Origin of the sequence: Pseudomonas grandcourensis (genome assembly GCF_039909015.1) — a bacterium.
GTDB classification, from domain to species: Bacteria; Pseudomonadota; Gammaproteobacteria; order Pseudomonadales; family Pseudomonadaceae; genus Aquipseudomonas; species Aquipseudomonas grandcourensis.
Genome location: NZ_CP150919.1, coordinates 5,381,932 through 5,405,581 on the forward strand (window position 1 = coordinate 5,381,932; position 23,650 = coordinate 5,405,581).

Annotated in this window: 24 protein-coding genes; 9 read left to right on the forward strand and 15 right to left on the reverse strand. The window is 59.5% G+C overall.

The features are described 5' to 3' along the window. Nucleotides 1-18: 18 nt before the first annotated feature. On the reverse strand, nt 19-1,644 hold the full coding sequence (locus AABM52_RS24055) for a methyl-accepting chemotaxis protein (RefSeq protein ID WP_347908475.1): 1,626 nt from the start codon (nt 1,642-1,644) through the stop codon (nt 19-21). Between the two features lie 271 nt (nt 1,645-1,915). Between AABM52_RS24055 and AABM52_RS24060 the strand changes: the two genes are divergently transcribed. Continuing rightward, entirely contained in the window at nt 1,916-2,938 is a 1,023-nt protein-coding gene (locus AABM52_RS24060; RefSeq protein ID WP_347908477.1) for a transporter, read from the forward strand. Nucleotides 2,939-3,099: 161 nt separating this feature from the next. Beyond that, nucleotides 3,100-4,713: an inorganic phosphate transporter gene (locus AABM52_RS24065; RefSeq protein ID WP_347908479.1), complete on the forward strand. Its 1,614-nt coding sequence runs from the start codon at nt 3,100-3,102 to the stop codon at nt 4,711-4,713. 52 nt (nt 4,714-4,765) lie between these two features. Here AABM52_RS24065 and AABM52_RS24070 read toward each other — a convergent pair whose 3' ends face one another. Beyond that, complete coding sequence (locus AABM52_RS24070; protein WP_347908482.1) at nt 4,766-5,662, reverse strand: LysR family transcriptional regulator; 897 nt, start codon at nt 5,660-5,662, stop codon at nt 4,766-4,768. Nucleotides 5,663-5,784: 122 nt separating this feature from the next. On the opposite strand from AABM52_RS24070, the gene AABM52_RS24075 reads away from it, so the two are divergent. Beyond that, nucleotides 5,785-6,543 carry an SDR family oxidoreductase gene (locus AABM52_RS24075; protein ID WP_347908485.1) on the forward strand — a complete coding sequence of 253 codons (759 nt, stop codon included), beginning with the start codon at nt 5,785-5,787 and terminating at the stop codon, nt 6,541-6,543. Between the two features lie 69 nt (nt 6,544-6,612). On the opposite strand, the gene AABM52_RS24080 is transcribed toward AABM52_RS24075, so the two are convergent. Then, the gene (locus tag AABM52_RS24080; protein WP_347908488.1) at nt 6,613-7,047 is read right to left on the reverse strand and encodes a multidrug/biocide efflux PACE transporter; all 435 of its coding nucleotides are present in this window, start codon (nt 7,045-7,047) and stop codon (nt 6,613-6,615) included. A gap of 92 nt (nt 7,048-7,139) precedes the next feature. Between AABM52_RS24080 and AABM52_RS24085 the strand changes: the two genes are divergently transcribed. After that, entirely contained in the window at nt 7,140-7,994 is an 855-nt protein-coding gene (locus AABM52_RS24085; protein WP_347908490.1) for a LysR family transcriptional regulator, read from the forward strand. A gap of 16 nt (nt 7,995-8,010) precedes the next feature. Here AABM52_RS24085 and AABM52_RS24090 read toward each other — a convergent pair whose 3' ends face one another. From AABM52_RS24090 to AABM52_RS24100, 3 genes are all read right to left on the reverse strand, one after another. Further along, the gene (locus AABM52_RS24090; protein WP_347908493.1) at nt 8,011-9,246 is read right to left on the reverse strand and encodes an RNA polymerase sigma factor; all 1,236 of its coding nucleotides are present in this window, start codon (nt 9,244-9,246) and stop codon (nt 8,011-8,013) included. 1 nt (nt 9,247) lies between these two features. Then, entirely contained in the window at nt 9,248-9,592 is a 345-nt protein-coding gene (locus AABM52_RS24095; RefSeq protein WP_057713581.1) for a YciI family protein, read from the reverse strand. A gap of 78 nt (nt 9,593-9,670) precedes the next feature. Then, nucleotides 9,671-10,096 (reverse strand): SgcJ/EcaC family oxidoreductase, encoded by a 426-nt coding sequence (locus AABM52_RS24100; protein ID WP_347908495.1) that lies wholly within the window; start codon nt 10,094-10,096, stop codon nt 9,671-9,673. 141 nt (nt 10,097-10,237) lie between these two features. Here AABM52_RS24100 and AABM52_RS24105 point away from each other — a divergent pair, with 141 nt between their 5' ends. After that, a complete protein-coding gene (locus AABM52_RS24105) occupies nt 10,238-10,723 on the forward strand; it encodes a GNAT family N-acetyltransferase (RefSeq protein WP_347908497.1) in 486 nt (161 codons plus the stop codon). 60 nt (nt 10,724-10,783) lie between these two features. Here the strand turns inward: AABM52_RS24105 and AABM52_RS24110 are convergent, their stop codons facing one another. The 3 genes from AABM52_RS24110 to AABM52_RS24120 all read right to left on the reverse strand — a co-directional run bounded on the left by AABM52_RS24110 (nt 10,784) and on the right by AABM52_RS24120 (nt 12,586). Next, a complete protein-coding gene (locus tag AABM52_RS24110) occupies nt 10,784-11,272 on the reverse strand; it encodes an N-acetyltransferase (protein WP_347908499.1) in 489 nt (162 codons plus the stop codon). Between the two features lie 98 nt (nt 11,273-11,370). Next, nucleotides 11,371-11,856: a GyrI-like domain-containing protein gene (locus tag AABM52_RS24115; protein ID WP_347908500.1), complete on the reverse strand. Its 486-nt coding sequence runs from the start codon at nt 11,854-11,856 to the stop codon at nt 11,371-11,373. Between the two features lie 67 nt (nt 11,857-11,923). After that, complete coding sequence (locus AABM52_RS24120; RefSeq protein ID WP_347908503.1) at nt 11,924-12,586, reverse strand: LysE family translocator; 663 nt, start codon at nt 12,584-12,586, stop codon at nt 11,924-11,926. 139 nt (nt 12,587-12,725) lie between these two features. On the opposite strand from AABM52_RS24120, the gene alaC reads away from it, so the two are divergent. Next, nucleotides 12,726-13,943 carry an alanine transaminase gene (gene alaC / locus AABM52_RS24125; RefSeq protein ID WP_347908505.1) on the forward strand — a complete coding sequence of 406 codons (1,218 nt, stop codon included), beginning with the start codon at nt 12,726-12,728 and terminating at the stop codon, nt 13,941-13,943. 180 nt (nt 13,944-14,123) lie between these two features. Here alaC and AABM52_RS24130 read toward each other — a convergent pair whose 3' ends face one another. Continuing rightward, entirely contained in the window at nt 14,124-15,476 is a 1,353-nt protein-coding gene (locus tag AABM52_RS24130; protein ID WP_007974485.1) for a GntP family permease, read from the reverse strand. 81 nt (nt 15,477-15,557) lie between these two features. After that, a complete protein-coding gene (locus tag AABM52_RS24135) occupies nt 15,558-16,091 on the reverse strand; it encodes a gluconokinase (protein ID WP_347908508.1) in 534 nt (177 codons plus the stop codon). 215 nt (nt 16,092-16,306) lie between these two features. Here AABM52_RS24135 and AABM52_RS24140 point away from each other — a divergent pair, with 215 nt between their 5' ends. Beyond that, nucleotides 16,307-17,338, forward strand: coding sequence for a LacI family DNA-binding transcriptional regulator (locus AABM52_RS24140; RefSeq protein WP_347908511.1), 1,032 nt, complete (start codon nt 16,307-16,309; stop codon nt 17,336-17,338). A gap of 108 nt (nt 17,339-17,446) precedes the next feature. Here AABM52_RS24140 and AABM52_RS24145 read toward each other — a convergent pair whose 3' ends face one another. Next, entirely contained in the window at nt 17,447-18,742 is a 1,296-nt protein-coding gene (locus AABM52_RS24145; RefSeq protein WP_347908513.1) for an SLC13 family permease, read from the reverse strand. Nucleotides 18,743-18,820: 78 nt separating this feature from the next. After that, a complete protein-coding gene (locus tag AABM52_RS24150; RefSeq protein WP_347908516.1) occupies nt 18,821-19,747 on the reverse strand; it encodes an isocitrate lyase/PEP mutase family protein in 927 nt (308 codons plus the stop codon). A gap of 64 nt (nt 19,748-19,811) precedes the next feature. Here AABM52_RS24150 and AABM52_RS24155 point away from each other — a divergent pair, with 64 nt between their 5' ends. After that, a complete protein-coding gene (locus tag AABM52_RS24155; protein WP_347908519.1) occupies nt 19,812-20,699 on the forward strand; it encodes a LysR family transcriptional regulator in 888 nt (295 codons plus the stop codon). A gap of 163 nt (nt 20,700-20,862) precedes the next feature. On the opposite strand, the gene AABM52_RS24160 is transcribed toward AABM52_RS24155, so the two are convergent. Beyond that, nucleotides 20,863-21,111 carry a DUF6124 family protein gene (locus AABM52_RS24160; protein ID WP_347908521.1) on the reverse strand — a complete coding sequence of 83 codons (249 nt, stop codon included), beginning with the start codon at nt 21,109-21,111 and terminating at the stop codon, nt 20,863-20,865. Nucleotides 21,112-21,500: 389 nt separating this feature from the next. Between AABM52_RS24160 and AABM52_RS24165 the strand changes: the two genes are divergently transcribed. After that, complete coding sequence (locus AABM52_RS24165) at nt 21,501-22,136, forward strand: glutathione S-transferase (RefSeq protein ID WP_347908523.1); 636 nt, start codon at nt 21,501-21,503, stop codon at nt 22,134-22,136. 73 nt (nt 22,137-22,209) lie between these two features. Here the strand turns inward: AABM52_RS24165 and AABM52_RS24170 are convergent, their stop codons facing one another. Beyond that, the gene (locus AABM52_RS24170; protein ID WP_347908524.1) at nt 22,210-23,529 is read right to left on the reverse strand and encodes a PAS domain-containing methyl-accepting chemotaxis protein; all 1,320 of its coding nucleotides are present in this window, start codon (nt 23,527-23,529) and stop codon (nt 22,210-22,212) included. Nucleotides 23,530-23,650 lie beyond the last annotated feature (121 nt).

Consider the following 23,650-nt stretch of genomic DNA (forward strand, 5'->3'; position numbering starts at 1 on the left):
CTTTTGCGTTTTCGGGATTCAAGCGCTCAGGCGCGCCGTCACCTCGTTCAACTGCCCCGACAAGCCGTGCAGATTGATGCTGGCCGCTTCGGTGCGCTGCACATTGTCCAGGTTGGTGCTGGCGATGCTGGTGATCTCGGTGAGGTTGCGCGAGATGTCTTCGGCCACCGAGGTCTGCTCTTCGGCGGCAGTGGCGATCTGGCGGTTCATGTCGCGGATGGCTTCCACGGCCAGGGTGATGCGTTCGAGCATGGCGCCGGCCTCGGTCACTTGCTGCACGCTTTGCTCACTGCGCGACTGACCGCTTTCAATCGCCTGGGCCGCTTCGATTGCACCGGTCTGCACGGTCTGGATGATCTGGTTGATCTCGATGATCGACGCCGCCGTGCGCTGGGCCAGGCTGCGCACTTCATCGGCCACCACCGCGAAACCGCGTCCGGCTTCACCGGCGCGGGCTGCTTCGATGGCCGCGTTGAGCGCCAGCAGGTTGGTCTGTTCGGCGATGCCGCGAATCACTTCCAGGACCTTGCCGATACGCCCGCTGTCGGTTTCCAGTTGGCGGATGACCGTGGCGGTGTTGGCGATTTCGCCGCGCATCTGGGTGATGGTATGGATGGTGCCCTGCATGACTTTTTCGCCCTGCTGGGCGGACTGGTCGGCATCGTCGGCGGCCCGCGCCGCTTCGGCGGCATGACGGGCGACTTCCTGTGCCGTAGCGGACATTTCGTTCATCGCAGTGGCCACCTGATCGGTGCGGTTGAACTGCTCGTTGGTACCGCCGGCCATCACGGTGGCGATCGAGTTCAACTCACCGCTGGCGCTGTCCAGGTCCGACGCACTGCGCTGCAAACGGCTGAAGGTTTCGGCGAGAAAATCGCGCAGGGTGTTGGCGGCCATCGCCAGTTTGCCCAACTCGTCCTGACGGGTGCTGGCCACGCGCTCGGCAATACGCCCCTGGCTGAGTTGCGCCACGTACTCGATCAGTTTGCGGATCGGCTCGACCAGGTTGCGGTTGACCAGCCACAGGCTCAGCAGGCCGATCAGCCCCCCCGAAACCAGCATCACAATGATCCCCAGAATCACCGTGCGATCGGCACTGGCACTGATCAGTGTCGATTGCTCGGCACCCTGCTTGCGTAGCTCGCTGACCAGTTCACTCATCTGATCGCTGGCCGCGCGGTCCACGCCCTTGACCGCCGCGTCGCCCGCCGTCGGATCACCACCGGCGGCCACGAACGCGTCCCGGCCCTTCTGATAGGCCGTGCCCAACTGGCGATGTTCGTCACGCAAGCGCTCGATGCGGCTCTTGAGTTGCGGCTCGATGCCCTTCCGCGCGGCCAGTTCGCCAAGGATGTTTTGCACATCGCGCTGACGCTCCTCGAATTGCCCCCAGTACTTGCTCAGGTCCGCCGGTTGCTTGCCGCGCAGCAGGACGTTTTTCCACTCTTGCACCTGCACCTTGAATTGCAGGTTGGCTTCATCAATCAATTGCGAGGTGTGCAGCGGGCCTTCGATCAGATTGGCGTAGTTCTGCACGCCGCTGGACAGGAAGTGAAAGCACGCCAGGGCGATCAACAGCATCGCCAGCAGGCTGCCGCTCAGCAGGGCGAGAATTTGTGCTCTCAGGGACTTTTGCAAAAGCATCGGAGGTTACTCATGACAGGAATGAGGCACGCCTGTTAAGGCGTGAAAAGTGTCCGGACATCCCTGTCTGCGGTCCCGGCCGAGGCCTGCGGCGCGCAACTTAACCCAAGCGTGATCGGCTGGCCAGAGCGGTTCTTGAGAAAATCCCGACCGCCGGTAGAACAATTGTTTGCGTTATTTTCCTGTCACAAAAACGTCATCCCCGCTTGCGATGATGCCGCTCAAGTGAACCTGTAAAACACGTGACAGGCGCCTCCCCTTGCGAGTCCTCATGAACCACAGCATCGATCAAAGCCATCGCGACACGGATCTGTTCGGCCTGCTTTACGGTTTCAGTTTTCGCCCCGGTGAGGCCGGTCGGGAAATCAATTCCGCCGAGGCCTTGCAGTACCTGCAACAACCGGAGAGCGACGAGCAATTTCTCTGGCTGCACCTGAACCTCGCCCATGCCGCGTGCGAGCGCTGGATGAAAAGCCATCTGGAATTGCCGGAGGAATTTTTCGAGGCGCTGCACGAAGGCTCGCGTTCGACGCGTATCGAACATGTCGACTCCGCGTTGTTGGCAGTGGTCAACGACGTGGTGTTCAACCTCAGCAACATGGTCTCGTCGGATGTCTCGACACTGTGGGTGTGCGCCCGCAGCCAATTGATCATCAGCGCCCGCCTGCAACCGCTGCACTCGGTGGACAAGTTGCGCTCGTCGGTGAAGGCCCGGGAGTGCTTTCGCTCCCCGCTGGAGTTGTTGGTGCATCTGCTGCGTGACCAGGGTGAAGTGCTGACCCAGATCGTGCGCAAGACCAGCCAGAGCGTGGATCAGATCGAAGACCAATTGCTGTCCTCACGCCTGTCGACCAACCGCGCCGAACTGGGCGCCAATCGCCGGGTACTGGTGCGATTGCAACGGCTGCTGGCGCTGGAACCGGGCTCGTTGCTGCGCCTGCTCAACCGGCCACCGCAATGGCTGCAAAAGGAGGACGTGAAGGAGCTGCGCAAATCCACCGAGGAGTTCGCGCTGATCATCAACGACCTCACGGCACTGGGTGAGCGGATCAAGCTGTTGCAGGAAGAGATCGCCGCCAACATCAACGAACAGACCAACCGCACGCTGTTCACCCTGACGGTGGTGACAGTGCTGGCGCTGCCGATCAACATCATCGCCGGTTTCTTCGGCATGAACGTCGGCGGCATTCCGCTGGCCGGTGATCCGGAGGGGTTCTGGATCCTGGTGGCGCTGGTCGCGACCTTTACCGTGATTGCCGGACGCTGGGCGTTTCGCAAGCAGCAGGATTATTGAATACACCTGTAGTCCCTGTGGGAGCCTGGGTTCACTTCCACAGACAGGTGACTTCAGATCACCGGCCCTGCAAAAAACCCAAACACTGACCCAGAGCAGTCTCGCTGTAACAATTGGCAACGATTATCACTGATACACCTCCCTCCTCAGGAATGTCAGTGATGGCTACGCCCTCCTTCACCGCCGCCTCGGCGCCCACCAGTAGCGCCAAACCGCAATTCGACAAAAAACCCGGCCTGCTCACCATCGTGGTGTTTTTCGCCGTGCTGGCCATCGGTTTGTTGTTTACCGCTTACAGCCTGATGCACGACATGAACGAACTCGGCACGGTGGTGACCACCTGGACGCCGTTCCTGCTGCTGGGCGTGGCACTTTTGATTGCCCTGGGCTTTGAGTTCGTCAACGGCTTCCATGACACCGCCAACGCAGTGGCCACGGTGATTTACACCAACTCGCTGCCGCCGAACGTTGCGGTGGTCTGGTCCGGTTTCTTCAACTTCCTCGGGGTGCTGCTGTCCAGCGGCGCGGTGGCGTTCGGCATTATCGCCCTGTTGCCGGTGGAGTTGATCCTGCAGGTCGGTTCGTCCGCCGGCTTCGCGATGATCTTCGCCCTGCTGATCGCTGCGATCCTGTGGAACCTCGGCACCTGGTGGCTGGGGCTGCCGGCGTCGTCTTCACATACCCTGATCGGTTCGATCATCGGGGTCGGCGTGGCCAACGCCCTGATGCACGGCCGCGACGGCACCAGCGGTGTGGACTGGGCCCAGGCCACCAAGATCGGTTACGCGCTGCTGCTCTCGCCACTGGTGGGCTTCGGCTTCGCGGCGCTGCTGTTGCTGGCCTTGCGCGCGTTCGTCAAGAATCGTGCGCTGTACAAGGAGCCAAAGGGCGAGACCCCGCCGCCATGGTGGATTCGCGGCTTGTTGATCGTGACCTGCACCGGTGTGTCGTTTGCCCACGGCTCGAACGACGGTCAGAAAGGCATGGGCCTGATCATGCTGATTCTGGTGGGCACGCTGCCAATGGCGTATGCATTGAACCGCACCATGCCGGCCGATCAAGCCTTGCAGTTCGCGGCGGTCGCCGAAGTGACCCAGCAGGCGCTGGTCAAGGCGGCACCGCTACCGGCCCCCGCCGACCCACGCGCGGTGCTGTCCGAATACGTGCGCAGCAAGGAAGCGACCCCGCAGTTGGTGCCGGCGCTGGCGGCGCTGACCGGCAGCATCGGCGCCCAGGTCAAGGGTTATGGCTCACTGTCGAAAGTCCCGGCCGAGGCCGTGGGCAACGTGCGTAACGACATGTATTTGAGCAGCGAAACCATTCGCCTGATGGACAAGAACAAGGTCGGCAATTTCGACGCCGACACCAGCGGCAAGCTGCAACTGTTCAAGCAGCAGATCGACAACTCCACGCGGTTCATTCCGTTATGGGTGAAGATCGCCGTGGCCATCGCCCTGGGCCTGGGCACCATGGTCGGCTGGAAGCGCATCGTGGTGACCGTCGGCGAAAAAATCGGCAAGACCCACCTGACCTACGCCCAAGGTGCCTCGGCAGAAACCGTGGCGATGCTGACCATCGGGGCCGCCGACATGTTCGGCCTGCCGGTGTCGACCACCCACGTGTTGTCCTCGGGCGTGGCCGGGACCATGGTCGCCAACGGCGGCGGCCTGCAGATGAAGACCATCCGCAACCTGCTGATGGCCTGGGTGCTGACCTTGCCGGCGGCGATCCTGCTGTCGGGCAGCCTGTACTGGTTGTTCACCCAACTCTTCTAAACACCGCAATACCCAGTGAGAGTGGGCTTACCCGCTCCCACTGGGACTCGTATCAGGCCACCGAGCGGACCACTTCCCCCAACCAATCCATGAACGCCCTGACCCGCAACGGCAGATGCCGCTGCCGTGCATAGAGCAGCGATGCCTCCATGGATGGCGCATTGAACTGCGGCAACACCTCGACCAGTTCTCCGCTTTGCAGGTAGGCGTGCATCCCCATTCTCGGCGCCTGAATCAGGCCGAAGCCCCCCAGGCACGCGGCCTCATAGGCATCAGTGCTGTTGACCGTGACACTGCCGGACATCGGCAGTCGCTGCACCTGCCCCTTGTCGACGTACACAAACCCTTCCGAACGCCCGCCCAGTACACCGACGTAGTGCACCAGCCGATGCTGCGCCAGGTCTTCCAGCCGCTCGGGCACGCCATGGCGCACCAAGTACGCCGGGCTGGCGCAGTTGACCATGGTGAAATCACACAGGTGTCGCGCCACCACCGATTGATCCGGTTGGGCGCCGATGCGCAGCACGCAATCGAACCCTTCGGCGAGCAGATCGACCCGGCGGTCGGTGCTGCTGATTTCCAGCTCCAGCAGCGGATGCTGCGCCATGAACGCCGGCAAGCGAGGCATCACCACTCGACGAGCGAGAATGTTCGGCAGGTCGATGCGAATCCGCCCGACCAGCGACGCCTCGTCCTGGCGAAACAATCCCTCGATCTCGTCCATGTGCGACAGCAGGTCCTTGCTGCGCTCATACAACGCCAGGCCATCCTGGGTCGCCTGGACCTTGCGCGTGGTACGTTGCAACAGGCGGGTACCGAGCAGTGCCTCCAGAGCCTGCACATGTTCGGACACCGTTGATCGAGGCAGGCCCAGGCTTTCTCCGGCCAAGGTAAAACTCGACATCTCGCTGACACGGACAAAGGTGCGCAACAGTTCCAGTTTGTTCATCAGCCCGCCTTTCTATTGTTCGGTCTATCCGACCAGTGATTCCGGTTTTACTCTGTTTATCACCACCCAGCGGATAAATAAACTTCCTCACATCACCCGCCCACTGCACTTGAGGAAGTCCCATGAACCGTAAAATCGCACTGATCACCGGCACCAGCCGCGGCCTCGGCAAAAACGCAGCCCTGCATCTGGTCGCCCAGGGAATCGACATCATCGGCACCTACAACAGCCGCGCCGATGAGGCGCAGGCACTGGTGGCCGAAATTGAAAGCCTGGGCGGTCGCGCCGTCATGCTGCAACTGGACGTTGCCCGGAGCGACAACTTCAGCGCCTTCGGCAACGAAGTGGCAAAGGTCCTGCAAAGCTACTTCGACCGCGAGCGCTTCGACTTTCTGGTGAACAACGCCGGGATCGGTCTGCACGCCAACTTCGTCGACACCACCGTCGAACAGTTCGACCTGCTGGTGAACATCCATTTGAAGGGGCCGTTTTTCCTGACGCAGACCTTGCTGCCATTGCTCAATGACGGCGGGCGCATCGTCAACATTTCCAGTGGCCTGGCCCGTTTCAGCCTGCCGGGGCACAGTGCCTATGCGGCGATGAAGGGCGCGATGGAAGTGCTGACCCGCTACCAGGCCAAGGAGCTCGGCGCGCGCAACATCGCGGTGAACATCCTGGCACCGGGCGCGATCGAAACCGACTTTGGCGACGGCGCCGTGCGCGACAACGCTGCCGTGAACCAAATGGTGACGAGCAACACTGCGCTGGGTCGCACCGGTTTGCCCGATGACATCGGCGCGGCGATTGCGATGCTGCTGTCACCGGGCAGTCAGTGGATCAATGGCCAGCGGATCGAGGCGTCGGGGGGGATGTTTTTGTAAAACGCTTAACGATGGCTGTTGGAAATCCTTGTGGCGAGGGAAATTGTTCCCTCGCCACAAAAACGGTACTTAGCAAACCTCGCGAGTCACCAGCATTCGCTCCCGAACCACGTCATACGCCCAGTGGTAGATGTAGGTGTACGGCAGGAAGAACAGCAACACACCGATATCCAGCAGGAACGCCTGCCACAGGCTGACATTCAGCCACCAGGCGATCAGCGGCACGCCAAGTGCGACCAGTCCACCTTCGAACAACAGCGCATGCACCACGCGGACCCAGGCGTTGTGCGCGATGGCGAGGCGCTTGAGTGCCCGATCGAACAGACCGTTGAAGACCACGTTCCAGCCCAGGGCCAGGCCGGCGATGAGGACGGTGACCATGCCCATTTCCAGCATCGGTTTTTTCATGATCCAGGCCAGCAACGGGGTACAGATCAGGATGGCCAGCAGTTCGAAGCCGATGGCTTGAAAAATACGTTCAGTAATGGATTTGTTGGCGCTCATGGCCGAACTCCCTTGAGTGACTGTGTGGTTGCCATGATCCGTCATCACATCGATACTTCATAACCAATAACCATCGATCAAGGCGATAGTTCATGGCGTCTCACGAAGTGTTGCTGGCCTTTGTCGAAGCCGCGACCCAAGGCTCGTTTTCCGCCGCGGCGCGCAAGTTGGGCCGCAGTCAGTCGACCATCAGCGCGGCGGTGGCCAGCCTGGAAATCGACCTGAACCTGACCCTGTTCGACCGCAGCAGCCGCAAGCCCGGCCTGACCCCGGCCGGGCACGTCATGCTGCAACGGGCCGAAGAGATCCTGGCCGCCACCAGTCGCCTGGAAATCGCCGCCAGCCAACTGTCCCAAGGGGTGGAAGCGAAGCTGACGGTGGCGCTGTCCGATACCTATCAGTCGGACCGCTTCGAAGCCGCCCTGAGTGCCTTCGAGCAGCGTTACCCGGACCTGGAGCTCGAGTGCCTGATCGCCGAATGCGATGACCTGATGTCGCTGGTGCAAAGCGGCCGGGCACAGATTGCCTTCGCCGAAATGCAGGACAGCTACCCGCCGGACCTGGTCAGCTCGACGGTGGACGAGCGCACGGAAATCGCCTTGTTCGTGTCCCCCACACACCCGCTGGCGACGCTGGACCACGTCGACCGGGACGTTCTGCAGCAACACCGCGAGCTGCGTCTGGCCACCATCATCAATCCCTATGAAAGTCGGGCGAAGGGCCGCGTCTGGTCGGCGCCGAGTTATCTGATGCTGCTGGAAATGGCCCAGGGCGGATTCGGCTGGGCGCCGTTGCCGCGCTGGCTGGTCGAGCGGTTCGGGCCCGGCACGTTGCAGGAACTGGTGGTGCGCGGCTGGCCGAAAACGGTGTCAGTGGATGCGTTGTGGTCGCGGCTGAATCCGCCGGGGCCGGCGGGGAGTTGGTTGTTGGGCAAGATGCTGGAGTGAAGGTCCTTCGGCCGCATCAATCCAACGCCTTGAGCCGCTCTTCGATAAACCGCCGCTCCGGCTCTTGCCGGGTCAACGCCAGCGCCCGCTCCCACGCCGCCCGCGCCTCTTGTTTGCGGCCCAGTTGCCAACAGAATTGCGCCCGCGCCGAATGCGCCAGGTGGTAGTCGAGCAGTTCTCCCCGCTCCAGAATGGCGTCGACCAACGTCAGCCCCGCCAGTGGACCATCGCGTTGCGAAATCGCCGCCGCACGATTCAACTCGATCACCGGTGACGGCACCGCCCGCAGCAGGACGTCATACAGCCCGACAATCTGCGGCCAATCGGTTTCCCCCGCCGTTGGTGCTTCGGCGTGCACCGCCGCGATCGCCGCTTGCAGGCAATAGGGTCCGAATCGTCCCATGGTCAATGCCCGCTCGACCAGCGTGCAGCCTTCGCGGATCAACCCGGCGTCCCACAGCGAACGGTCCTGCTCGTCCAGCACAATCAGCTCTCCGCTCGCCGAGGTCCTGGCCGGGCGGCGCGACTCGTGCAGCAGCATCAACGCCAGCAACCCCATCACCTCAGGTTCCGGCAGCAGTTCCACCAGCAACCGGCCGAGACGGATCGCTTCACGGGTCAAATCCTCGCGGATCAGTTCTGTCCCGATGGACGCCGAGTAGCCCTCGTTGAACACCAGGTAAATCACCCGCAATACGCTGTCCAGGCGCTCGGGCAACTCAGCGAGCGTCGGCACTTGATAGGGGATTTTCGCATCGCGGATCTTCGCCTTGGCGCGCACGATGCGCTGGGCGATGGTGGCCGGGGCCGAGAGAAAGGCCCGGGCGATTTCTTCCGTGGTCAGGTCGCAGACTTCCCGTAGCGTCAGCGGCACTTGTGCGTCGGCCGCCAGGGCCGGGTGGCAGCAAGTGAAGATCAGCCGCAGGCGATCGTCTTCCACGTCTTCATCACTCCAGTCGGCCTGCTCCAGCGCCTCCAGTTGCGCGATCAGCAAGGGCTGCGACGCGGCAAAACGTGCGCGCCGACGCAAGGCATCGATGGCCTTGAAGCGCCCGGTGGACACCAGCCAGGCCCGCGGATTGTCCGGCACACCATCACGCTGCCAGCGTTCGACCGCGATGAAAAACGCCTCGTGCAAGGCCTCTTCGGCGAGGTCGAAATCCCCCAGCAAGCGAATCAGAGTTGCAAGAATGCGCCGCGAGTCTTCGCGATAGACCCGCTCGACCTGCGCCTGAACCGGCAGCCCCGGCATCTTAAGGATTCAACTGCCGAACGGGGCGCACTTCGACACTGCCGACCCGGGCCGCCGGAATATTCCCGGCGACCTGGATGGCTTCGTTGAGGTCCTTGGCATCGATCAGGTAGAAGCCGGCCAACTGCTCCTTGGTTTCAGCGAATGGCCCGTCGGTGATCGACATCTTGCCGTTGCGCATGCGCACGGTGGTGGCGGTCTGCACCGACTCCAGTGCTTCGGCGGCGACCATCCGGCCGCTGCCCTGGATCGACTCGGCATAGGCCATGCACTCCTCGTCCTTCGGGCTTTCCGGCAGCGAATGCAGCAGACGCTCATCGCTGTAGACCAGGCATAAATACTTCATGAACGTCTCCTGAATCGAACGGATCAACTATGGCCGTGGATTGGCCATTTGGCGCGACGCCCCGACAAATAACATCGATCAGGGTTTCAGATCGAACAGGACGGTGCCGCTCATCATGTCGAACGGCGCCGACCAGTGCTCATGGACGATCTGCCACAACCCGTCTTCCTGGCGATAGCACGCACTGCCGCGCATCCAGCAGGCCTGGGTTTCGCCCTTGTCGTTGGTGCCGCCGCAATGGGCCAGCCAATGGGCGAAGGCGATCTCCTGGGACGCCTCGATGCGGATGTCCTGGAACTCGAAAATGTGCGGGCCGGGGCACATTTTCATGCAATCTTCCCAATGCGCGCGGTACGCCTCTTTGCCCTTGAATTGCAAGGCCTTGACCGCGTCGAAGGAGACGATGTCGTCGGCATACAGGGTCATGATTTTATCTACGTCCTTGGCCATCATGGCCTGACGATAGGTTTCGATCAGGTTCTGGATCTGGGTTTGCGAGTTCATGGTGGTTCTCCGTGGTTTTTATAGGAAGACACCCTTAGTCGTCTAGCGATCCGGCGAATCGACAGACGAAATAAAAATAATTCATAACGCCAGACTCGCTAGAATCCGAGACTCATTTTCAGTTGGAAAAAGGACACTCCAGTGACAGCCCGACTCGTGCCTTATGAAAGCCTGAACACGCTGCAGCGCCAACAGGTCGAGGCCATCGAAGTGCATCCGGAGCAAATCAGGTTCTCGGGTGACATCCACGGCGCCTTGCACACTTTGTTGTCCAGGCCCGGCCCCGGCGTCAAGGGGTTCGCCCTGCTGGCCGAAGATGTGCCGGTCGCTTTCCTGCTGCTCAAGCGCCCGCCGGTGTTGCCGGCCTGGGCCGATGAGCACAGCGCCACGCTGCACGCCCTGCAAGTCGATCAACGCGCCCAGGGCAAGGGCTACGGCAAGGCCTGCCTGCAAGCGCTGCCCGAAGCGGCGCGCCTGGCCTGGCCGGAAATCAGGGGGCTGGAGTTGTCGGTGGATGCCGACAACGAGGCTGCGATCGCCCTGTACGCCAGGTTTGGCTTTGTCGACAGCGGCGAGGCGTACAAGGGCCGGATCGGGTATGAACGGCGGATGGGGTTGGTGTTCTGACTGCGCGTTAGTTTTTTGCAGACATTACTGACACAGCTCCTACAGGGGATCTACGTCGGATCAGAGTTCGAGCACCATCTCATGCCACGCCATGCCGCCATGGTCGGACGCCGAGGGCTTGATGTAGGCAAAGCCGAAACCGGCATACAACGGAATATGCCGTTCCTTGCACATCAGGTTGATGGTGACCTTGCCCATCGCACGCATACGCTCGATGAACTCGCCCATCAGGCGCTTGGCCAGGCCTTGCCCCTGATAATCCGGGTGCACCACCACCGACATGATCACCACGTGCGGTCCGGCCGGGTCGTGACCGATCAGCTCCTTGAACGCCTCATCCGACATTTCCACCTGGAACGCCGCACCGGAATTGATGAAACCGGCGACGGCCCCATCCACTTCAGCGACGATAAACCCCTCGGGCCAGGTGGCGATGCGGGTGGCGATTTTCTCGCGGGTCGCGGCTTCATCACCTTCGTAGGCAAGGGTCTCGATGGCAAAGCAGCGGTCCAGATCGGCGGGGGTGACGTTGCGGATGACGGTGTTCATAGCAGCTCGGAATCGGCGTGGGAAAAGATGGGGATGATAAATCAGCCGCTGTGTGACATCGAGAGACGAATCGGCCGATCCGCCTCCCGACACACCTCTCACGCTTTGATCGGTATCCAGATCTCCAGCTTGCCGGTGTTGAGCTTCGGGTTGAAGTCTTCGCTGTATCGTTCCAGCTCCGGTGCATCCAACACCTCATGCCCCGACTGCGGCTGCCAGGTGCCGAAGATGTACTGAAACAGTTGCGGCAAGGTATCCAGCGACCCTTTGTGCTCGAACACCGCGTACAGCTGAGGCTGAACCTCTACCCAACGGTAGGTTTCCGGCAAGTCGTCGAGCTTGCTGATCTCGACGCCAGCGATGTAATCGAAGCCGCCCTTGCCGTCGAAATTGCAGCAGACACCGTAGGTGACTTCGCCTTTTTGGCCCGGAATGTTCCCAATGTGGGGCTCGAGTTTTTCCCAGAGCTTGGGAATGCCCTGGGTGGTTTGCTGGGTAAATCGTCCGCCCAGCCCTGCAATCAGCAGGAAGTGTCCGTGCTCAAAGCGTGGTTCCGTCACTTCGACGCGTGTTTGCTCATCCATGGCTCGGCTCCTGAAACGAAAAAATGGGTTCGGCTGGGAGTATAGAAGCCAAACCCGATTCGCCCAATTACAGTGCGTGCAACTGCTCGATGGCAGCGGCACCAACGAACTCGTTGTAACCCGATAGGATCACGTAGACCGCGAAATAGCAGAAGATCGCCGCTGATGCCATGTAGGAATAACGCAGCAGCTTGTCCCCCAGCAACTTGCCGCCATGGCTCGCGGCGAAGCACAACCCGGCTGACCAGAGCAGCCCGGCACAGAGGAAACCGCCGAGAAACAGTGCCGAGCTGAGCGGGCCACCGCCACCGGAACGCGCGATCAAGGTGCCGCCAACTGCCGCGAACCAGAGAATCGCGCTGGGCGAAGACATGGCCAGGAAAATCCCGCGGAAAAACTCCTTGCGATGGGAGTTGTTCCCGACCTCCGCCGTCTCGGCCAGCAGCGACTCGTGGTGAATCGCCGAATAGATCATCTTCGCCGCGAAGTACACCAACAGCGCCGAGCCACCGATCCACAATACCCAGCGCACGGTTTCGTATTGCAGCAACACGGTCATGCCGGCCAGTGCCAGTACCGCGTAGATCAGGTCGCCGACGCAGGTCCCCAGCCCCAGCGCAAAGCCCTGGAAATAGCCGCGCTGCATGGCCAGGGTGATCATCGCGATATTGGCCACGCCGATATCCAGGCACAGCGAGAGGCTCAGCAAGAAGCCACTGGTAAATTCCATCGAACCCTATCCTTCGGACAAATTTGTTTACATTGAGGCTGGACAGTCTGCCACAGCTGCCCTTACATTCCGCCACAGGTCACCGCAGTGACCAGCGTCGCTCGGACGGTTCCGGGCGCTTACGTTATCCGAGGCAACAATGGCCGAACAAGGTTCGCCGCGCCGCTTTGCGCGCATAGATCGACTCCCCCCTTACGTTTTCAACATCACTGCCGAGCTGAAGATGGCCGCCCGTCGTCGTGGCGAAGACATCATCGACTTGAGCATGGGCAACCCCGACGGCGCCACGCCGCCGCACATCGTCGAAAAACTTGTGCAGGTCGCTCAGCGTGAAGACACCCACGGTTACTCCACCTCCAAGGGCATTCCGCGCCTGCGCCGGGCGATTTCCAACTGGTACAAGGATCGTTACGCGGTCGACATCGACCCGGAAAGCGAAGCCATCGTCACCATCGGTTCCAAGGAAGGCCTGGCGCACTTGATGCTGGCCACCCTCGACCAGGGCGACACCGTGCTGGTGCCGAACCCGAGCTACCCGATTCACATCTACGGTGCCGTGATTGCCGGCGCCCAGGTGCGGTCGGTGCCGCTGGTGCCGGGCGTGGACTTCTTCGCGGAACTGGAGCGGGCCATTCGCGGTTCGATCCCGAAGCCGAAGATGATGATCCTCGGTTTCCCGTCCAACCCTACCGCCCAGTGCGTGGAGCTGGATTTCTTCGAGCGCGTCATCGCCCTCGCCAAGCAGTACGACGTGCTGGTGGTGCATGACCTGGCCTACGCCGACATCGTCTACGACGGCTGGAAAGCCCCGTCGATCATGCAAGTGCCCGGCGCCAAGGACATTGCGGTGGAGTTTTTCACCCTGTCCAAGAGCTACAACATGGCCGGCTGGCGCATTGGCTTCATGGTCGGCAACCCGGAACTGGTCAACGCCCTGGCGCGGATCAAGAGCTACCACGACTACGGCACCTTCACCCCGCTGCAAGTGGCGGCCATCGCTGCGCTTGAAGGCGACCAGCAATGCGTGCGCGACATCGCCGAGCAGTATCGGCAGCGGCGCAACGTGCTGGTCAAGGGCCTGCATGAACTGGGCTGGATGGTGGAAAACCCGAAAGCCTCGATGTACGTCTGGGCGAAGATTCCCGAGACTTATGCGCACCTGGGCTCGCTGGAGTTCGCCAAGAAACTGCTGGCCGAAGCCAAGGTGTGTGTCTCGCCGGGCGTTGGCTTCGGCGAGTACGGCGATGATCACGTGCGCTTTGCCCTGATCGAAAACCAGGACCGGATTCGTCAGGCCGTGCGCGGGATTCGCGGGATGTTCCGGGCGGATGGGTTGGCGCCGAAAACCAACGCCTGACCGATACCCCCTGTGGGAGCGAGCTTGCTCGCGATAGCGGTGTTTCAGTCGCCATTATTGTTGACTGATACGACGCCATCGCGAGCAAGCTCGCTCCCACAGGGTCTTGTATCCGTCCTTGAAATCGATCACCCACAAAAAAACCGCATCGCTGCGGTTTTTTTGTACCTGTCGAACCGCTTAGACGAACAGCGACAACAACAGGATAAAGCCCAGGCCAACCACGGAGAGGATGGTTTCCATCGCTGTCCAGGTCTTGAAGGTTTCGGCCACGGTCATGTTGAAGTACTGCTTCACCAGCCAGAAACCGGCGTCGTTGACGTGGGACAGGATCAGGGAACCTGCACCGGTGGCCAGCACCAGCAGCTCACGGTTAACCCCCGGAATCATCCCCACCACCGGCACCACGATGCCGGCGCCAGTAATGGTCGCCACGGTCGCCGAACCGGTCGCGATACGGATCACCGCCGCCACCAGCCAGGCCAGCAGGATCGGCGAGATCTGTGCGTTCACCGCCATGTGGCCGATCACATCACCCACGCCGCTGGTCACCAGCATCTGCTTGAAGCCACCACCGGCACCGATGATCAGGATGATCGCGGCGGTCGGCGCGAGGCTCGCATCCAGCCACTTCATCATTTGGCTGGAACCGATGCCCTGCTTGTAGCCGAAGGTGTACAGCGACAGCAGCAATGCCAGCAGCAACGCCGAAATCGGGTGACCGATCAGGTCCATGAAAGCGCGGAAGATGTTGCCATCGGGCAGCACCACGTCAGCAAAGGTTTTCAGCAGCATCAGGAACACCGGCAGCAGCACAGTCACCAGCGTGATGCCGAAGCTCGGCAGTTCGGCCGAATCGGTTTCGCGGGCCAGTTGATCCACCAGTTCCTGGTTCGGATGACCGGGAATGTGCTTGGCAATGAACGTACCGAAGATCGGACCAGCAATGATCGCCGTTGGCAGCGCCACGATCAGACCATAAAGAATGGTTTTACCGATGTCGGCACCGAACACGCCAATGGCCAGCAGCGGACCCGGGTGCGGCGGCACCAGGCCGTGTACGGCGGACAGACCGGCCAGCAGCGGGATACCGATCTTGATGATCGACACGCCAGTGCGGCGGGCCACGATGAACACCAGCGGAATCAGCAACACAAAGCCGATTTCGAAGAACAGCGGAATGCCGACCAGGAACGCGGCAAACATCATCGCCCACTGCACCTTGTCCTTGCCGAAGGCGCGGATCAACGTCTGCGCGATCTGATCCGCACCGCCTGATTCGGCCATCATTTTGCCGAGCATCGTGCCCAGCGCCAGGATGATGCCGACGAAACCAAGCACGCCACCGAAGCCGTCCTGGAACGCCTTGATGATGGTGCCGATCGGCATGCCGGAGGTCAGCCCGAGGAAGGCTGCGGCGATGATCAGTGCGAGGAATGGGTGCAACTTGAACTTGGTGATCAGGACGATAAGCCCGATCACCGTGACCACTGCATCAAGCAGCAGGAACGTCTCGTGGGACATGCCAAACATTAGGGGTGTCTCCTGGTTGTTGTTGTTATTAAAGCGGGTTGATCAGAAGTCGTGAGGACAGCGCTGTCTTTGCAAACACAGTCATACCGCCTGTTTCAGGCCGTTCGCCTGCCACCAGACATGAGCCTGCGCCGCCAGTTGCTCGACGCTATGGGTCGAAGCATCCAGCGCCAGGGTCAACGGCTCGCCGACGGGCGATTCGAGGGTGGCGAACTGGCTGTCGATCAGGGTCGACGGCATGAAGTGGCCTGGCCGATGGGAGACACGGTCGGCGGCGACTTCGGGGGTCAACTCAAGGAACACGAAGCCCAGGCCCGGCAAGGCACTGCGCAGACGTTCGCGATAGACGTGCTTGAGCGCCGAACAGGTCAGCACCGGGCGCTGGCCCTTGGCGTCGACACGGCGCAGTTCATCGCACAGGCTGTCGAGCCAGCCGGCACGGTCTTCATCGTTCAGGGGAATACCCGCGCTCATCTTTTCGATATTGGCGGCAGGGTGAAAAGAGTCGCCTTCAATGGCAGTGGCGCCGCTCAAATGGCACAGGGCCTCGCTGACGCACGTCTTGCCGCAACCGGCAACGCCCATGATGACCAGGGCGGTGATGGGATGATTCATGTAACACCTCAGCGCGCAGACAGCGCTACCTTTGCCAGTTATGACACTAGACCAAAAGCAGAAGTTGCCGACGCCTTTCTTGTCATTTTGTGGGTTGCAGCAGGTTAGGTCTCAACGCCAAAAAGCGAGGATCAGGCGAACCCTCGCTCACGCATTTGCAGCTGCATCGAGACAGCGCTACCTTAGTGCCTTGAATTTTGTTTGGCAAGCCGTCGATGAACACAACCAAGAACGATAAAAATACCCGCACCACTGGCCGCCCTACCCTGAACGAAGTTGCCCGATTGGCCGGCGTCAGCCCGATCACCGCCTCCCGCGCCTTGCGTGGCGTCAGCACCGTGGCCACTGAACTTGTGGAAAAGGTGCAGAAAGCGGCGCTGGAACTCAACTATGTGGTCAACCCTGCCGCCCGCGCCCTGGCCTCGGCCCAGAGCCATTCGGTGGTGGTGTTGGTGCCGTCGTTGTCCAACCTTCTGTTCATCGACACCCTGGAAGCCATTCATCAGGTTTTGCGCCCCAAGGGCTTCGAAGTGCTGATCGGCAACTTCCACTATTCGCGAGATGAAGAAGAAAACCTGCTGCGCAACTACATGGCCTATCAGCCGCGCGGCTTGTTGCTGACGGGTTTCGACCGCACCGAAAGTTCGCGGCGGATGATCGAAGCCAGCAACATTCCCTGCGTTTACATGATGGAACTGGACAGCGCAGCCGGGCTCAATTGCGTTGGTTTTTCGCAACTGGCCGCCGGTGAAACGGCTGCCGAGCACTTGCTGTCCCGCGGCCGCAAACGCCTGGCCTACATCGGCGCGCAGCTGGACCAGCGCACCTTGCTGCGCGGCGAAGGCTTCCGCAAGGCCCTGCAAAAGGCCGGTCGGTATGACCCGGACCTGGAAGTGCTGACGCCCCGCTCATCCTCCGTCGGCCTCGGCGGCGAACTGTTCCTGCAACTGCTGGCCAGTCATCCGGATGTCGACGCGATCTTCTTCGGTAACGACGACCTGGCCCAGGGCGCCCTGCTCGAAGCCATGCGCAATGGGATCAAGATTCCCGAGCAAGTGGCGATCCTCGGCTTCAACGACTTGCCCATGTCCGAACACATGGTCCCGCGCCTGAGCAGCATCAACACCCCGCGCGAAGCCATCGGCCGTCGCGCGGCGGAGCAGATGCTGACGCTGATGGCCGGCAACACCGTGGCCAAGCCGGTGCAGGACATGGGGTTTGAGTTGAAGGTGCGCGAGAGTACTTAAAGACACGTTCGGCGACACGGTTCAAGGAGTTTGCCGTGTCTGCCGTGTCAGGATCAGTTCCCATAAAAACGGGTCACAGTTTTGACGCACTTCACGCAAACGGCAGGATCATGGTAACCAACCCAGAAAGACGAACCATCCGTAATTGATGGGAACCAATACAACAAACGTTATGAATGCAAGCGCAAGACTCAATCGTAACGCTGCCATGAAAGGGATTTTTCCCATTTCAATAGCGAGAACAATCGGAGAGGATTGGTAAGGCAGGAGCGGTGTTGAAAACCCGATGACCTGAATCATCAGAACACTAAGTAAAGGCAATCCGGATGCGGTGGCTAACGTCTGTGCCAAGGGAGTAAATAATGCTGGTACACCGTTCGCTGTAACCACAAAATTTAGCAGCGTGGAAAGACCTACGATTGAGGTGTAGCTGCCGAACGGTGAAGCCGGATCCAACGGTGCGAGGGTAAGTACTTCATTACCAATTAATGTTCCGAGGCCGCTTTGTCCTACAAGTGCGGCGAGTCCGAGGATTGCTGCGACATAGAGTGCCGTCCGATGGTTGACCTCTTGTCCAAACTCTTCACTGGATACAAAGCCGACTCGTGGAAGGAGGCATACGCAAGCTGCCCCGAGACCGACCCATGCAGGGGAAATGCCGTGTAAGGAGTCGGTAAGCCAGAGCCCCAGAGTCATCAAAAGAAGGATACCCAACCTCTTTTCCTTAGGACTCAAAGGGCGAGCAGGTTCCACCTCTATGCTTTTTCCCGCTTTATCTGGAAACAACCAGACGATACATGCACATAGTGCAAGTCCCTTCAGGATGCCAAGTACGGGGGCATGCAATATCAGATAAGGCAGATAGGATAACTGCAACCCGTACGTGGTATCGATGGCCCCCGCCATGACAAGATTTGGAACATTCGCCGGCAGAATGGATGCTGAAAGCTGGAAGGTTCCAAAGCCGACAGCAAGTGAAAGGCCAATACGCCCTGGACTTTTCTCCCTGAAACCCACTCGATCAGCAAGCGCCAGGACAATCGGCATCAGTAGCGCAATACGCCCCATATTGGAAGGCATAACAAAAGCGAGCGCGTAAGTGAGGCCGACAATACCAAAGACCATTTGTGGATATGATCTGGAAAGATGGGTAGCGAGCACCCTCGCACTTCGAGCGGCCAATCCTGTCTTGCGGATAGCGATTCCAATGACATAGCCGCTGATAACGAGCCAGAATGCGGCCGAGGTAAACCCAGAGAAGATCAAGGAAGCGGGAGCGACATGGAGGATCATCGCGAACGCGAAGAACAAAAGTGCAGTCAAGTACTCTGGAAGTCTACGGGTTGCCCATAGCGCGATTGTCACAGCTACCAAACCGGCCACTGTTATGAGTTGAACATCCATATTGCTTTCCCATGTTCCGCGGACTCGGTTTACGTCTTGAATTATCTCAGTTCCCGAGGTCCGACTTCATAGCCGGGTTTATAACAAGTCCAAGGCAAGATACCGGCTGGTCTGAACGATTTTTTCGCGTTCCTCGAAGCTCGTCAATTGAGCTGCCATGGCGCTGCTATCTCCTGAGCGTTTGATTTCAGCCAAAACAATTTGCATCGCATGTATCGCAGCACGCTGCATATCCGAAGGAATGATGACGAGCTGATAGCCAAGGGAGGACAGCTCTTCAATGGGCATTAAGGGAGTCTTGCCGCCGTAAAACATATTCATCAGCTTTGGTCCCGGGATACGTCGGGCAATCGTGCGAATTTGATCCAGTGTCTCCGGGGCTTCTACGAAAATCATGTCTGCCCCTGCCTTCACATACTGTTCGGCTCGGGTTAACGCTGACTCAAAACCTTCTGTCGCAATTGCATCGGTACGGGCAATGATCATGCAGTCCTGATCGATCCGCGTATGGCGGGCAATCCGAATTTTTCGGCACATCTCGCTTACGTCTATTAGCTTTTTGTCATCCAGATGACCGCAGCGTTTGGGAAACGATTGATCCTCAAGGTGGAAGGCGGCGACACCGGCACACTCAAGAGCTCGAACCGTGCGCTGAACATTGGCTGATCCCCCAAATCCCGTATCGGCGTCTGCAATCACTGGCAAGCCACTTGCTTCAACAATTTTCTCGATCCGTTCTAATACTTCGCTGAAGCTCAGTAGACCGATGTCCGGATATCCAGCAGCACGCGCAATCGCACCACCGCTGGCATAGACCGCGTCGAAACCCGCCATGGCAACTAGCCGAGCGGATATACCGTCATAGGCGCCTGGTGCTATCACGGAAGAACCCAAGGATAGTTTTTCACGCAATTGTCGAGTTGGTTTCATATGAAATGCTCCTAATTCTCGGACCGTCAACGTTATGACCAAACCACTGGCGGTATCTTGGTTCAGAAGAAGCATGGCGCCACACAAACAAAATGTCTAATATTTAGAAAATACACAATTGGTATCTTTGGAGTCCTAATTGGAACTCAGGCATCTACGTTATTTCGTCGCTACGGCCCTGGCGGAGAACTTCACACGAGCCGCCGAACAACTTGGGATCGCCCAACCCCCGCTTGGACAGCAAATACGTGATTTGGAGGATGAAATTGGTACGCCGCTTTTTCACCGGGTAGGACGCGGCGTCATACTCAGTGATGCAGGCAAGGTATTCCTGATATCGGCACAAGATATTCTTGCGCGTGCCGAGGACGCCCAAAAAAATGCGCGGCGCGCCGCACGAGGAGAGATCGGCTCGTTGAACCTGGGGTTCACCGAATCCGCTTCGTTCAACGATACCGTCACCGGTTTGATCAGCCGTTACCAGCGACAACACCCCAAGGTGGAGGTAAACCTTGAGGAGAACGATAGCGAATCGCTTATTTCCAGGCTCGGCCGTGGAGAAATTGACGCCGCGTTTGTCAGGCCTCCGTTTGCTATGGGCGGCGACATTGACTTCATCACCTTATCCGAAGAACCGCTTATTGTTGTCCTGCCTGATGGCCACCCATTAACGTCACGCAAGCGCCTGTCGCTTGCTGATTTACGGCAGGAGAACTTCATCCTGTATTCACGCAAATCCGGTTATGGGCTGAGTGCGGATATCGTGGCCGCTTGCCGGCAATCCGGGTTCAATCCGACCATCCGTCAGCAGGCACCCCAACTATCTTCCGCTGTAAACCTGGTATCTGCCGGGATGGGTATTGCGGTGGTACCCGCATCGATGCAGCGAATTCAACGCGCTGACCTGCACTACAGAGCACTTCGGCTTGATTGGCCGAAGGCGATACTTGGATTGGCCACGCGAAAAGCGAATCAGTCAACCGTAGTCAAAGATCTGATCAGTTCGACGAGAATCGAAACTCCGTAGTTGATCCTCCGGATACAGATCATATTATTCCCGGGCTGCAACTGCTTGCCCAAGACCCGCAGCGCGACAAAAAAATGGGGGTTGGGTTGAAGGTTCTCCAGAGCACCTGAATCAACACTGTCCATTGTGGTGAAGGAGATTGCTCCCTCACCACAGCTGCACACTATTGCTGCGGATCGAGGTTATCCAGCACCCGGTTCACCGCCAACTCGGCCAGCATGATGATCTGTGCAATCGCCAATGCCGTATTGCGCTGGCTACCTTCCAGAAAAGCAGCAAAGTCACTGGTCATGACGCTCGCCGAGGCCAACGATTCGCAGGCGTGCGCCAACAGAGTCTCGTTATTGATGCCGGGTGAGATGGAGAACATCGGGCTGGGATTGCGCGGGGGGTTGGGCGTGGGTTTGAACATGGTGATGCTCCTGGAGTGATGGAGCTGCCACAGTTCGCTGCTAGACGAAAAACAAGGTGGCAGCTGTGCGCGGGCTAGCAGACCAGGACTCTAGTACCCGGTAGACCCGAAGGTCTTCCCACGCACAACCGCCATAACGTGAACTGACAGGCAAGATCACGAAGGATGGGCGTCATGCGTCTAAAGTATCCAGGCTGCTAGACCCGATCGCTGAATTTGCAGCGACGCGGAACGATAGAGTCCGGATACCAGGCGCACAAGCCGGCGGATTCTGGCGTAGTTGTAGGCAATGGAGCAAGAAACCGTAGCCTGCGGAAACCTGATGAAACCCCTTTCCTTCAGACCGCTCCTACAATTACATACACGCCATTCGCGATGGAGTTGCTCAAATGGAACACACCCTGAAGATTCTCGGCAAAGCCTCGTCCATCAACGTCCGAAAAGTCCTGTGGACCTGTGAGGAGCTGGGCATAACCTACGAACGCGAGGACTGGGGCAGTGGCTTCGCGTCCACCCACAGCCCCGAGTTCCTGCGCTTCAATCCCAACGCACAGGTGCCAGTGATCATCGATGAGGCCGGCGTGTTGTGGGAATCCAATACCATCTGTCGCTATCTGGCCGGCAAACACCAACACCAGCATGATCTGCTGCCTGGCGAACCGGCGGCACGCGCCCGGGTTGAACAGTGGATGGACTGGCAAGCCACCGAGCTCAATCCGTCCTGGAGCTATGCGTTCATGGCGCTGGTGCGCAAGGACCCGGAGTTCCAGGACGCCCATCGCCTGGAAGTCGGCATCCGCGGCTGGAACCAGAAGATGGGCATCCTCGAACATCAACTCGCGACCACCAAGGCGTATGTCGCCGGACCACACTTTACCCTGGCCGACGTTGTCATCGGCTTGTCGGTCAACCGCTGGCTGATGACGCCGATCGACCGGCCTGACTACCCCGCCGTCGATGAGTATTTCCAGCGCCTGGCGCAGCGTCCGGGGTTCCTCAAGCACGGCTGCAACGGCTTGCCCTGAATGGCCACAGGTTGCCGCCCGCCGCACAATAAAAAAGGGTCCCTCTACCGGAACCCTTTTTCATTTACCGCGACTAGTTCAATTGCAACGTCGAATTGAACTGACTGATCGCATCCACCACATGCCGCGAACCCTGCTGGATTTCCAGAATCACCTCCCCTGCCTCGTTCGCCAATTCAACGCCGAGCCCGGTTCGACTCAGGCTCGATTGCATGCTCGACACCGCACTCAACGACAAATCGTGGTTCTTGCGCACCACCTCGACAATCTCCAGCGTCGCCTGACTGGTGCGCGCCGCGAGGCTGCGCACTTCATCGGCCACCACCGCAAATCCGCGCCCGTGCTCACCGGCGCGGGCCGCTTCGATCGCCGCGTTGAGCGCCAGCAGGTTGGTCTGATCGGCAATGCCGCGAATCGTCTGCACGATGGTGCCGATGATGTCGGACTGTTTGCTCACGGCATCGATGCTCAGTGCCGCCTCGTTCAAGTCCCGGGAAATGTCCTGGATGATCTGCACTGTCTGCTGCACCACCTCGGAACCCTTGCGCGCGCAGACGTCGTTTTGCACCGAAGTGCTGTGGGCCGATTCTGCGGCGGTTTGCAGGGTGGTCATCTGGTGGGTGATATCGCTGGCGAACTTGACCACTTTGTACAACCGCCCCTTGGCGTCGAACAATGGGTTGTAGGACGCTTCCAGGAATATTGTCTGACCTTGCTTGTTCCTGCGCTCGAAACGATGGGAGTGATATTCGCCGCGGTTGAGCGAAGCCCAGAAATTCCGGTAACCCTGGGACTCGGCTTCGGCACGGTGGCAGAACAGGCTGTGATGCTGCCCCACCACTTCGTTGAGCGAGTACTGCATGGTTTTCAGGAAGTTCTCGTTGGCGGAGATGACCTTGCCTTCGGGCGTGAACTCGATCACCGCCATTGAGCGGCCGATCGCGGCGAGCCTGCTTTCGTTTTCGTGTTCCTTGTTGGTCCGTGCGGTGATGTCGGTGGCGACCTTGATCACACTTTTCACCTGCCGGTCGGGGCCCAGCACCGGCATGTAGCTGGCTTCGAGCCAAATCTCCCGGCCGCTTTTGTGCAAGCGTAGAAAGGTCCCGCTCAGCGGCTCGCCCCGCGCCAGGTCGCGCCACAACTTGGTGTACTCATCGCTGCGGTAATACTGCTCTTCACAAAAGACCCGGTGATGCTTGCCGCGTACTTCGTCGGCGCTGTAGCCCATGGCATTGCAAAAGCTTTCGTTGGCATCGATGACGATGCCGTCCGGGGTGAATTCAATCATCGCCATCGAACGACTGATCGCCGCCAACTTGGCATTAGCCTCAGTCAGCGCACAGCTGAATCGTTCGATTTCCAGCAGGTCAGCCTTGTGATGTAGGTTGAACATTGTTGTATCACCTTCAGCGCGGTTTTTTGATTGATGAAAGTTGCAGGTCTTTCAAATCCACCACTACGTTCCACGGAACAGGCACACGCATCCCTCCAAAAAGAAGGACTAGTCAGGTGAT